Consider the following 12,119-nt stretch of genomic DNA (forward strand, 5'->3'; position numbering starts at 1 on the left):
TTCAGGGCGCGGCGCATGGCGCGTGCGATCGCAAGGCGGAGGTTCGCCTCCAGACTGGTTGTCTGGGGGCGAACCGACAACGCGGCGAGCGTGCGTGACAGGCGCCGCGACCCCGGCCCCACTTCTCAAACACCCCCTAGTGCCGTTTCAGCCGACCTCACTGCTTCAGCCGACCTCACTGCGCAGAACGGTGACGTCTCGCGGGTCGAGGGTGATGCGCTGCCCGGATTCGAAGTGGGCGCCGGACAGCACGTCCGTGCCGGATCGCGTCACCCCGAACTCAACGGGCTCCTCGCCGTGGTTGAGCAGAAAGAGCAGCTCAGCGCCATCGGGGGCGATCCGGACTGCCGTTTCGAGGCCGGGCACGTCCGGGTGCCGCGGTGCGATGTCGTGCGCGCTCAGGACGCGCCGCACCACCCACGAGACGCCGCGCTGGTCCAGCCCGGCGGCGACGTACCAGCCGTGGCCCGCGCCGAATGTGTTGCGGGTGACGGCGGGCGTCCCGGCGTAGAAGTCGGCCCGGTACGTGCCGACGGCCTCGGCGCCCTGCGGGATGACGAGTTCGAACACGAGGCGCGCCTCGACTTCGAGCTCTGTTTCCCCGTCCCGGAGACGCACGGGGTTGACGAACTCGGGTCCGCGCGCGTCCCACTCGTCGATCCGCACGCCCATCAACGGTCCGAGCGGGCCGGGCACGTCCATCAGGAACGCGTTGTCGTCCTCGTCCACGCGTCCGGACAGGAACGTCGTGAGCACCGAGCCGCCGCGCGCGGCGACCTCCTCCAGCCGTCGCGCCAGGTCGCCCTTGAGCATGTGCAGCGCCGGCGCGACGACCACGTCGTAACGGCGCAGGTCGGCCGTCACCGGCAGCACGTCGACATCGACGCCTGACTCCCACAGCGCGGTGTAGTAGGCCAGCACCACCTGCTGATAGCGCACCAGCCGGGACGGCCCGTCCGAGATCTCCAGCGCCCACCAGCTGTCCCAGTCGAAGAGCACTGCGACCCGCGCGGGTGTGCGCGCGCCGAGGGTCGCGCCGCCGAGCCGCTCCAGTTCGGCGCCGAGCTGCGCGACCTCGCGGAAGACCCGCGTGTCCGAGCGGCCGGCGTGTCCGATGACGGCGCCGTGGTACTTCTCGCAGGCGCCGCGCGAGGCGCGCAGCTGGAAGAACAGCACGCCGTCCGCGCCGTGGGCCACCGCCTGCCAGCTCCACAACCGCATGGCCCCCGGCCGCTTGAGCGGATTCACCTCGCGGCTCGCCGTCGTGCTCGGCGTCTGCTCCATCAGCCAGAACGGCCGGCCGTCCTTCAGGCCGCGCATCAGGTCGTGGGTGAGGGCCATCCGCGCCTGCGAGGTGTCGTCCGGCGGATAGTTGTCCCAGGAGGCGAAGTCGAGATGCGGCGCCCAGCGGTGGTAGTCGATCGGCCGGTACATGCCCATGAAGTTCGTCGTGACCGGCGTGTCAGGACTCGATTCGCGGATCGCCGCCTTCTCGCCGAGGAAGCAGGCGAGCATCGCGTCCGACATGAACCGCAGATAGTCCAGCGTGATGCCCTGGAACGCGGTGTGGTCCGGGCCGCGCCAGTGCTCCGTCAGCGCGGACGGCGGCTCGATCTGGTCCCAGGCGGTGAAGATGTGCGACCAGAACGTCGTGTACCAGGCCGCGTTCAAGGCCTCCAGGGTGCTGTATCGCTTTTGCAGCCAGTCGCGAAAACCCTCGGCGCACAGGGCGCAGTAGCAGGCACCGCCGTACTCGTTGCCGACGTGCCAGGCCACGACGGACGGATTACCGGCGTACCGGTGCGCGATGCGGCGGGCCAGTTCGGCGGAAAGGCGGCGGAAGACCGGCGAGCTGGGGCAGGCGTTGTGCCGTTGCCCGTACCGGTGCTTGCGGCCCTCGAAGTCCGTGCGCGTGACCTCGGGATACGCGCGGGCAAGCCACGGCGGGTGAGCCCCGGTCGCGGTGGCCAGGCAGATGGCGCGGCCCTCGGTGGTCGCCCGCCCGACGATCCGGTCGAGCAGCGAGAAGTCGTAGACGTCCTCGGCGGGCTGTATCAGGGCCCAGTCGAAGACGCCGAGCGTGACCGTGTCGATCCGCGCCGCGTCAAAGAGCTGATAGTCGTGGTCCCACACCTGCTGCGGCCACTGTTCCGGGTTGTAGTCGCCGCCGTAGAGCACCTTCCGGACGACGGGCGGTGTCATGCGGGCTCTTCGAGAGCGGTCATGCGGTGAACTCCTCGGTGACCAGCGCGATCATCGGCCGGCCGACGCGCAGCAGGAACGCCGCGAACAGCACGCTGGCCAGCGCGAGCACCGCCTCGGAGGCGACGGCGACCAGACCGGCCGCGCAGATCAGCAGGCCGAGATTCCCCAGCGTCACGCTCTTCGTGCGGCCGAGGAGATACGCGGCCAGCCGGGCGACGTCGACGGTGCGGAACGCGAACAGCGAGACGATCACCAGCGCGTTGGCCATCCACAGCGCCGACGCGACGGCGAAGGCGACCAGCAGCCCCACCCACCAGCCGGGGATCGCCGCGGCCCGCGCGTGCGACAGGTTCACCGAGAGCACCGCCATCAGCGCCAGCCACGGGACCCAGACCCGCAGCACGCCCCCGGCGTTGAGCCGGTAGCCGCGCCAGAACGCCGCCGCGGGCTTCAGATCGGTCAAGTCGCCCTTGTGCTTTCGCAGTGCGTAGAGCGCGGCGGACAGCGCCGGGCCGAGCGGAATCGCGCAGGCAACCGCCAGCGGCGCGTTGCTCGCGTCGCGATCGAGCAGCACCAGCGGGACCATGCCGGGCAGCGTGGCGGCCAGCAGCAGCAACTCGATCACCAGCAGGCTGTAGACGAGGGCTGCGACGCGCGCGAGCGGCCCCTCGCCGAACTCCCGCCGCGCTCCCGCCCGGGTTCCGGTGGCATCGCCGCTCATCGCGGCTCCTGCGGCCTGTCGCCGTCGTCGACCGGCAGGCCGAGCAGCCGCCGCGCGTCCCACCACGGCGGCGTCTCGTCGGTCACGGCGCTGATCTCGACCAACGTCACCTCGTGGCGGTCCAGGGCGAGGTCGAGGTCGACGCGCCCTGCGACGATCGGCGCGCTCCAGTGCCTGCGGGCCGGCTCGGCCGCCTCGCGCAGGATGTCGAGCTGGCGGGACGTCGCAGAGGCCGGGCGGCCCAGTTCGCACCACGCCCGCCAGGCATTGCCCGCCTCCTCGCTCACCGAGGAACGCAGTACGAAGGCTGACGGCGACGCCCCGCCCTCAAGCGGGATCGAGAACCGCAGTGCGTGCCCTGACACCGGCTCGCCGCCGGTGACGTCGACCGGAGCCCAGGCCAGCACGGCGATCCGGCCGTCCGCGTGCCGGGTCACCAGGTGATCATCTCCGCGCGCGAGGATCTGCTCTCCCATCCGCGCCATGAAGGCGTACACGTGGTACGCGGGCTTCTTGATCTGACGGTGCGTCAGCAGGCCGAATCCGCCGTGGAACAGCGCGGGCGGTACTCCCAGCTCCTCGAACATGTCGCTGAACGTCCAGTAGGAGAAGGAGTCCACCAGGTCGCCGCCGGCGGCGAGCACGGGCGCGAGATAGGCGGCTTGGAACGCGGTGTCGTGAATCGCGTTGTCCGGCCGGTACGAGGAGTTGAACTCGGTGATGTGCACGGGAAGATCCGCCAGCGCCGTGCCGCGCAGGAGCCGCCTGGGCGAGGCGAACTGCTCCAGCAGCGAGGACGGCGGCTTAAGGGTCTGATACGTACCGAAGGGCACGTACTGCGCCGGGCCGGAGCTGTAGGCGTGCCGGCTGATGAAGTCGACGGGCACCGACCGGGCGGCGGCGAACTCGGCGAACGGCACCAGCCACTCGTCCGAGCCGGGTGACAGGACCGGGCCGCCGACCTGGAGCGAGGCGTCCACGTCCTTGACGGCGTGCGCGGAGACCTCGTACAGCCGGTGGTAGGCGTCCTGGTCGGCGCCCTGCCAGAGCTCTTTGAGACTCGGCTCGTTCCACACCTCGATCGGCCAGCCGCGCACCTGGTCGAGCCCGTAGCGGTCGACCAGGTGCGCCACCGTCGCGCGCACCAGCGCGGCCCACTCGGCGTGGTCGCTCGGCGGCGTGACGTTGCCCCGCCACCAGAACACCGTCTGGTCGCCGGAGGCGAGCGCGGAGGGCATGAGGCCCAGCTCCACCAGCGGTGCGATACCGAGGCCGAGGTAGGCGTCGACCACCTGGTCGACGTACGTGAACACGTGCCGCACGTGCCTCGTGCCCTGATACTCGTAGGGCCGGTACACGCCGACGCCGTCGCTGAGCAGGCCGTGCCCGCGGATGTGCCGGAACCCGATCTCCCGCTGGACAAGGGCGAGCGAGTCCTGATAATCGCGGCGCAGCGCGAGCTCGAACCGGCCGGTGCCGACGCAGTAGCGCCAGGCGTCGGTCAGCCGGCCCGAGGCCCGCGGCGGAACGACGATCGGGTTCGGCAACGCTGGTACTCCTTCCGCGGGTGCTCCTGCTCGGGTCAAGCGCGGTCAGTGATGGTCAGCCGGGATCGGCCGCGCTCAGCTGCCGTGGTTCTTCTTGAAGTTGGTGTACGCCTTGTTGACCAGTTCGATGTACTGGTCCGAGTTACGGCCCTTCAACTCGGAGACGTACTGGTCCCACTGGCTCAGCGGCCGCCGGCCGAGGATGAACTGGAGCGTCTGCTGGTTCACGTAGTCCAGCAGGCTCGTCTCCCACAGCGTCGCCTGCTCGCGGTCGTCCGCGCTGAGCGGGTGCGGCGGCGGCAGCGGCAGCGTCTGGCGGGCGTTCATCGCGGTCTGGAAGGTCAGTTCCTCGGGCGTGAACTGGGAGTCGAGGAACTTGGTGCTGCCGCCGTAGGCGAACACGCCGTTGAAGAAGCCGTACGTCACCTGAAGGTTCTTGCTCCCGCCGGGGTTGACACCGGCCCAGGTGACATCGGGTTCGAGCTTGAAGCTGCCGTCGTTCACGCTACCGGTGTACGTGGTGCCCTGGACGCCCCACTTGCAGAACATCTGGCCCGCGTCGGAGTACCAGAGCCAGTCGATCAACTGCATCATGGCGACGAAGTTCTTGCTGTCGCGGGCCTTCGCCGAGACCATCACGCCGTTCTCGGTGCGCACGCCCACCTTGGTCGCGCCCGCCGGGCCCATCGGCACCGGGATCTTCTGCACCGTCGCGCCGGGGAGGTGCGCGATGTTCTTGCGGTAGCTGTTGACCACTTCCTGCGCGTTGGCGCTGATGACGAACGACTGGCCGTTGGCGAACTTCTGCTTGGCCTGGTCGTCGCTCTGGGTGAAGCTCTCCGGGTCCATCAGCTTCTCGCTGACCAGCGTATTGAGATACGTGACCATCTGCTTGTACTGGTCCATCGCGCCGGTGTAGACGAACGCGCCGCTGCTCGCGTCCCAGGTCGAGTGCTGGTAGGTCCAGCCGGCCTGGGTGCCGAACGCCGCGCCGATGGTCTGCAACAGGGCGTTGGCGCCGGGTCCGGGCGGAGTGGAGCTCCACCGGTCGGAGAACGGGTACTGATTCGGGTACGCCGCCTTCATCGTGCGCAGCATGGTGTGCACGTCGTCCCAGGTCTGCGGCGTCGAGATGTTCAGCTTCTGCAGGATGTCGGTGCGCACCGCGATCGAGTAGTCCACCCACACGTCCTGGTGCAGGCCGGGCAGCACGTAGAACTTGCCGTCCGCCTCCCGCAGCTGGTCGAGGTCGCCCTGAAGGTTCCACTTGGCGACCCGGTCCTTGAAGTTCGGCATCAGGTCGAGGTAGTCGCTGACCGGCAGGATCGCCCCGCCGGCGATGTACGCCTCCTCGGCCGGGTGGTAGGTCTTCGGGATGATCATCGGGGCGTTGCCCGCGCTGACCATGACGCTGCGCTTCTGGTTGTAGTCGCTGAGCGGGATCACCGTCGGCGTGAACGAGACGTTGGTCATCGACTTCAGATCGGACCAGAACGGCCAGTTCGGGTTGTACGGGTAGCCCGGGTTGCTCAGCATCATGATCGAGAAGTCCAGCGGCGTGGTGGCCTTGAACTGGTCGCCGACGCCGTACTTGGACATCGAGCCGTCACGGTTCGACGACAGGTTGTCGCTCGACGAGGAACTGCTGCTGTCGCTGCACGCCGCCAGGGCGCCGAGCGCGGCGACCCCGGCCGTCCCGGCGAGCATCCGGCGCCGGGACAATCCGCTCGCCGGAAGGCCGTCGGCCCGTTTGAATATGTTCGTTGAAACTCTGTTCATCGAGACTCCTGTGTCTGTGCGGAACAGGTGCGTGGAGTGGTGTGGATAGTGGTGTTGCGAGCTAGCCCTTGACCGCGCCGAGCATCACGCCGGAGACGAAGTAGCGCTGGATGAAGGGGTAGACGGTCAGGATCGGGATCACGGTGAGCACGATGGTCACGGCCTGGATGTTGGCCGCGATCTGTAGCGCGAGGTCGCTGGACATGCCCTCGTTCCCCCCGCCGGTGGCCCCGGCGATCAGGTTGCGCAGATACACAGTGACCGGGAACAGGTCGGAGCGGTCCATGTACAGGAACGCGCTGAACCAGGAGTTCCAGTACGAGACCGCGTAGAAGAGGACCATCGTGGCCAGCACGGCCTTCGACAGCGGCAGCACGATCCGCAGCAGGATGCCGTACGTGCTCAGGCCGTCGACCGCGGCCGCCTCCTCCAGTTCGCCCGGCAGGCTCTCGAAGAACGCCTTCATCACCAGCAGGTTGAACACATTGATGGCGTTGGGCAGCACGATCGCCCAGATCGTGTTGCGCAGCCCGAGCTGGCTGACCAGGACGTAGTTGGGGATCAGGCCGCCGTTGAAGAACATGGTGAACACGGCGATCCCGACCAGCACGCCGCGCCCCTTGACCTGCCGCTTCGAGAGCACGTAGGCGTAGCAGGTGGTGAGCACCATGGAGATCGCGGTGGCGGTGACCGTGTACTGCACGGTGTTGCGGTAGTTCACCCAGAACGTCGAGTCCTTCATCACCGTCTTGTAGGTGGTGATGTTGAACCCGTGCGGGACGAGGTTCACCTGCCCGGCCGTGATCGCGGACTCGGAGCTGAACGACTGCGCCAGGATGTTGACGAACGGGTACAGCGTCGCCACCACGACCCCAACCAGGATCAGGGTGTTGACGACCTGGAAGACCCGGTACCCCCTGCTCGGCCGGATCCGCTTGCGCCGGACCGGAACCTCGCGCTCGGGTCGCAGTGCACTGACGGCTACCACAGGCTCGCCCCCATCAGCCGGCGGGACAGGGTGTTCGCCCCGATGACCAGCGTCAGCCCGATCACGGACTCGAACAGGCCGATCGCCGCGGCGTAGCTGAAGCTGCCCGACACCACCCCGACGCGGAACAGATAGGTGGAGATGACGTCCGCGGTCGGATAAGTCAGGGGGTTGTAGAGCAGCAGGATCTTCTCGAAGCCGACCGCCATGAACGTGCCGATGTTGAGGATCAGCAGGGTCATCATGGTGGGCCGGATCCCGGGCAGCGTCACGTGCCAGGTCTGCTGCCACCGGTTCGCGCCGTCGATCCTGGCCTGCTCGTAGAGCTGGCTGTCGATGGTGGTCAGCGCGGCGAGGTAGAGGATGGTGCCCCAACCCGCCGTCTGCCACACCTCGGAGGAGACGTAGATCTGCCGGAACCAGCCGGGTTCCTGGAGGAACGTGATCGGCGCGTGGCCGACCGCGTGCAGCGCCTGGTTCACCGCGCCGTTGTCGGACAGCAGCTGCATGATGACGGCCGCGACCACCACGATCGACAGGAAGTGCGGCAGGTACGACACGGACTGCACGAAGCGTTTGAGGCTGCTGGTTCGCACCTCGTTGAGCAGCAGCGCGAGGACGATCGGCACCGGGAAGGTGAACAGCAGCGTCAGCCCGCCGATGATCAGCGTGTTGGTGAACACCTGCCAGAACGTCGGGTCGGTCCAGAACAGCTGGAAGTAGTGCAGGCCGACCCACGTCTGGCCGAACAGGCTGCCGCCCGGCTCGTAGCGGCGGAACGCGATCACGTTGCCGACCATCGGCAGGTACCGGAAGAACGCGAAGAACAGCAGCGGCGCGATCACGAGCGTGTACAGCCGCCAGTCCCGGCGTATCGCACGGCGCCAGGTCAGCCGCTGCGGGCGCGGTCGGCGGGAGCGTCCGGACCGCCGTGGCGGCGGATTCTCCAGGATGTCCGAGGGCGGATCCAGGGTTCTCGGTGTGCTCATCTCATCCTCCGGCCTGCGGCAGGGTCCGCGCGAGCGCGTGCCCGCCGTTCCCGACCACGAGGCTTGATTCGCCGCCCGAATCGCCCGCCGCATCGCCGACCGCCCCGGCTCCGGCGGCAGGCGCCGCACCGACGGGCCAGACGCGGGCGACCGAGACCAGCCGCCGGTCGTGGCCGACCTCGCGCTCCGGGCCGGTCAACCGCAGCGCGACGACGGCCTCCGTGTGCGCGCTGGACCGCCCGAAGCGCAGTTCGACGTATCCGGGCTCGACGATGCGCCGACCGCGTACGCCGGTGAACGACGTGAGGTCGGCCGGCACGGTGAACGACACCCGCGCCGCCTCGCCGGGCGACAGCGGGACGCGCGCGAATCCGATCAGCCGCACCACCGGCCGGGTCGTCTGCGCGACCGGGTCGTGCAGGTAGAGCTGAACGACCTCGGTGCCCGCCCGCGACCCGGTATTTCGAACCCTGATGCTCACGGTGGCCTCGCCGTCGACGGGCCACGACACCGGCTGCGCAGGATCGGGCGCCGGCTCCCCGGCCTCGCCGTCCCCGCTCCCGCCCACCCGCGCTTCGTCCCACCCGAAGCTCGTGTATCCGAGCCCGTATCCGAACGGGAACGCCGGCGTCGGGTCGATCGAGGAGACCTTCGTGCGCCGGCCGAGCGGCGGCGAGAGGTAAGTGGCGGGCAGGCCGCCGGCGTCACGCAGCACACTGACAGGCAACCGGCCGGACGGCTCGACCGCGCCGGTGAGCACCTCGGCCAGCGCTTGGCCGCCGCGCTGCCCGGGGAAGAAGGCGCAGACGATGCCCGCAGCCTGCGCCACTTCGTCGCCGAGCGCGTACGGCCGTCCCGCCAACAGCACCAGGACCACCGGCGTGCCCGTCGCCAGCACGGCCCGCACCAGTTCCGCCTGCACACCAGGCAGGCGCAGGTCCGCCGCGTCGCAGCCTTCGCCCGACGTGCCGCGTCCGAACAGCCCCGCCCGGTCGCCGACGGCCAGTACACACACGTCGCACTGCGCCGCGAGCGCGGCGGCGGCCGCGATGCCCGAGGTGTCGTCGCCGCTGACGGCGCAGCCGGGCGCATGAACCAGCCCGGGAATCAGCTCACTGAGCGAGGAGCGCAGCGACGGGATCTCCAGCCCGATGCCGTGACCGGAGTGAGTACTCACATGGATCGGAAACGAGTAGCAGCCGAGCATGGCCAGCGGATCGTCGGCCACCGGCCCGACTAGCGCGACCCGCCGCCGCGGCGTCAGCGGCAGGACCCCGTCCGTGTTGCGCAGCAGGATGACCGCCTCACGAGCCAGCCGCAGCGCAAGTTCCTGATTCTCCTCGTCATCCAGAACCAGCCCGTCGGCCCCGTCGACGCCATCGACTCCGCCGACACCTCCACCGACGCGACCGTCGGCCCCCTCGGCGACTCCCGCGCCCACCGCCCCGTCCAGCAGGCCGAGCTGCACCTTCTGCGTCAGCACCCTGCGAAGTGCCCGGTCGACCAGCGCCCCGTCGACCTTCCCGCTGCGCACCGCCTCGACCAGCGGCGCGCCATACGCATCCACCGTCGGCAGCTCGACGTCGATCCCGGCCCGCAGCGCCAGCCCCGCCGCATCCGCCGCCTCGGCGGCGACGCCGTGCAGCGTCTGGAGGAACCGCACCGCGAAGTAGTCGCCGACGACCGTGCCGGTGAATCCCCACTCGTCCCGCAGCAGGCCGGTCAGCAGCCCTTCGTCCGCCGCGACCGGAACGCCGTCGATCTCGGCGTACGAGTGCATCACCGAGCGAGCGCCGCCGAGGCGCAGCGCCATCTCGAACGGCGGCAGCACCACGTCGGCCAGTTCGCGGCGCCCCATCGGCACCGGGGCGAGATTGCGGCCGCCGCGCGAGGCGGAGTAGCCAGCGAAGTGCTTGAGCGTGGCGACGATCCCGGCGCCCTCCAGGCCCCTGACATAGGCGGTGCCGATCACGCCGACCAGGTAGGGATCCTCGCCGATGGTCTCCTCGGTGCGGCCCCAGCGGTAGTCGCGGGTCACGTCGAGAACCGGGGCAAGACCCTGATGCACCCCGGCCGCGCGCATGGACCGGCCGATCCGGCCGGACATCAGCCCGACCAGCTCGGGATCGAAGCAGGCGCCCCAGCTCAGCGGCGCCGGGTACGCGGTCGCGCGCCAGGTGGCGAAGCCGGTGAGGCACTCCTCGTGCACCTGCGCCGCAATGCCGAACCGGCTGGCCGCCGCGATCTGCGCCTGGGAAGCGGCCAGCGACCGCGCGCCGGGCGCGGGCTCGACCGGCGCGCTGCCGAACGGCCTGGTCAGCTGGCCGAGACCGTGCTGGATGAGTTCGGGCCACGGCGTGCCGTTGCGCATCTCGTCCTGGTGCGGCGCGACGCCCTGCCCCGACGCGTCGGCGCCGACCCACACCCCGACCAGCTGCGCGACCTTCTCCTCCAAGGTCATCAGCGGGATGAGAGCGTCGGCCCGCTCGGCGGGCGTCAGCCGCGCGTCACGCCAGCGCGCCGTGCCGCCGTCCGAGCGGTCAGTGTCGGCAGACCCCTGAATCACCATGCCGTCCCTTCGCCGCGACGCAGACCCCGGACACCTGATCAAGGGCACGCGGGTGCGCTCGGGACTTTCGAAAGTTTCGAGATTGTAACCGCAGTGTTTTGCGGAAAAGTAGGCTCTCTCCCGAAGCGTGTCAAGAGTCTCTGACACCGCTCTTTGCTGCCCCCACACAGCTTCCCGGCTTAGCGGCTCCCGGGTTCAGTAGCCTGAAAGTCTCACCACGCGACGCTGTACATCCTTGGATCCGTTGCTATGCTTCCCGAAAGTTTTTACCTCTACAGGTGACCTTTCGATGACCTCTTCACGGGCGGACGATGGCCCGGGCTCCCCGGCCCCGACGATCGCGGCCATCGCCGACGAGGTCGGCGTGTCCGTCGCGACCGTCTCCAAGGTGCTCAACGGCCGCGCCGACGTCGCGCCCGAAACCAGGGCGCGGGTCGAGGCGAGCCTCGAACTGCACCGGTACCGCCGCCGCCAGCAGCGTCGGCCGGTCGACGCGGGCAAGATCCGCCTGGTCTTCCACGAGTTCGACTCCGCGTGGGCGATGGTGATCATCGGCGGCGTCGAGATCGTGGCGGCGGCGGCGAACGCCGACGTCGTGCTCTCGCAACTCGGCGGGCAGCACCACCCGCCGCAGCCGTGGCTGGACGGCGTGCTCACCGGCCGGCCGCTCGGCGTGCTGTTCGTGCTGTGCAGCCCGACCCCGCCGCAAAGCCAGCAGTTGCAGCGCCAGCGCATCCCGTTCGTGGTCGTGGACACCGACAGCGCGACCACCGCCTCGGTGCCGACCGTCGGCTCGAACAACTGGAACGGCGGCCTGCTGGCGACCCGCCATCTGCTGGAGCTCGGCCACCGCCGCATCGCGATCATCTCAGGCCCCCGAGACGTGCTGTGCAGCCAGGCCCGCCTGGCCGGCTTCCGTTCCGCGCACGACGAAGCCGACCTCCCGGTCGACCCGGACCTGGTTCGCTACGGAAACTTCCACGTCGACGCAGGCTACGAACACGGCATCAAGCTGCTGGATCGCGCGGACCGCCCAACCGCCGTCTTCGCCGGCTCCGACATGCAGGCGATGGGCGTCCTACGCGCGGCACGCAAGCTAGGCCTGGACGTACCCCGCCAGCTCTCCGTGATCGGCTACGACAACCTACCCGTCGCCGCGTGGACCGCCCCGGCGCTCACGACGGTCAACCAGCCACTGCGCGACATGGCCGAGACCGCAACCCGAATGCTGCTGGACCTGGCCCGCAGCGCAGCCCTGCCGACCAGCCGCGTAGACCTGGTCACCGAACTAGTCCTACGCGAAAGCACCGCCCCACCCGCC

Annotated in this window: 8 protein-coding genes; 1 reads left to right on the plus strand and 7 read right to left on the minus strand. The window is 69.5% G+C overall.

Features of this window, described 5'->3' with window-relative positions; translation table 11 throughout:
• Positions 1 to 165: 165 nt before the first annotated feature.
• The 7 genes from VGS97_RS10370 to VGS97_RS10400 all read right to left on the minus strand — a co-directional run bounded on the left by VGS97_RS10370 (position 166) and on the right by VGS97_RS10400 (position 10,798).
• Positions 166 to 2,202: a beta-galactosidase gene (locus VGS97_RS10370; protein WP_326853121.1), complete on the minus strand. Its 2,037-nt coding sequence runs from the start codon at positions 2,200 to 2,202 to the stop codon at positions 166 to 168.
• Positions 2,203 to 2,221: 19 nt separating this feature from the next.
• Entirely contained in the window at positions 2,222 to 2,926 is a 705-nt protein-coding gene (locus VGS97_RS10375) for a hypothetical protein (RefSeq protein WP_326853122.1), read from the minus strand.
• Positions 2,923 to 4,473: a GH39 family glycosyl hydrolase gene (locus VGS97_RS10380; protein WP_326853123.1), complete on the minus strand. Its 1,551-nt coding sequence runs from the start codon at positions 4,471 to 4,473 to the stop codon at positions 2,923 to 2,925. Before VGS97_RS10380 ends, VGS97_RS10375 begins: the two co-directional genes overlap by 4 nt.
• 75 nt (positions 4,474 to 4,548) lie before the next feature.
• Complete coding sequence (locus VGS97_RS10385) at positions 4,549 to 6,252, minus strand: sugar ABC transporter substrate-binding protein (protein ID WP_326853124.1); 1,704 nt, start codon at positions 6,250 to 6,252, stop codon at positions 4,549 to 4,551.
• 61 nt (positions 6,253 to 6,313) lie between these two features.
• A complete protein-coding gene (locus VGS97_RS10390) occupies positions 6,314 to 7,240 on the minus strand; it encodes a carbohydrate ABC transporter permease (RefSeq protein WP_326853125.1) in 927 nt (308 codons plus the stop codon).
• Positions 7,234 to 8,229: an ABC transporter permease gene (locus VGS97_RS10395; RefSeq protein WP_326853126.1), complete on the minus strand. Its 996-nt coding sequence runs from the start codon at positions 8,227 to 8,229 to the stop codon at positions 7,234 to 7,236. Before VGS97_RS10395 ends, VGS97_RS10390 begins: the two co-directional genes overlap by 7 nt.
• Before the next feature lies 1 nt (position 8,230).
• Positions 8,231 to 10,798 carry a glycoside hydrolase family 3 N-terminal domain-containing protein gene (locus tag VGS97_RS10400; RefSeq protein ID WP_326853127.1) on the minus strand — a complete coding sequence of 856 codons (2,568 nt, stop codon included), beginning with the start codon at positions 10,796 to 10,798 and terminating at the stop codon, positions 8,231 to 8,233.
• A 289-nt stretch (positions 10,799 to 11,087) separates the two neighbouring features.
• On the opposite strand from VGS97_RS10400, the gene VGS97_RS10405 reads away from it, so the two are divergent.
• The coding region (locus VGS97_RS10405; RefSeq protein WP_326853128.1) for a LacI family DNA-binding transcriptional regulator at positions 11,088 to 12,119 on the plus strand (1,032 nt) is incomplete at its 3' end.

Source organism: Actinocrinis sp. (genome assembly GCF_035946395.1).
GTDB lineage: Bacteria > Actinomycetota > Actinomycetes > Streptomycetales > Catenulisporaceae > Actinocrinis.

Excerpts from the sequence above, each read along its gene's own strand:
- VGS97_RS10375 (WP_326853122.1), bottom strand. The coding sequence starts at position 2,926 with ATGAGCGGCGATGCCACCGGAACCCGGGCGGGAGCGCGGCGGGAGTTC.
- VGS97_RS10370 (WP_326853121.1), bottom strand. The coding sequence starts at position 2,202 with ATGACACCGCCCGTCGTCCGGAAGGTGCTCTACGGCGGCGACTACAAC.
- VGS97_RS10400 (WP_326853127.1), bottom strand. The coding sequence starts at position 10,798 with ATGGTGATTCAGGGGTCTGCCGACACTGACCGCTCGGACGGCGGCACG.
- VGS97_RS10385 (WP_326853124.1), bottom strand. The coding sequence starts at position 6,252 with ATGAACAGAGTTTCAACGAACATATTCAAACGGGCCGACGGCCTTCCG.
- VGS97_RS10395 (WP_326853126.1), bottom strand. The coding sequence starts at position 8,229 with ATGAGCACACCGAGAACCCTGGATCCGCCCTCGGACATCCTGGAGAAT.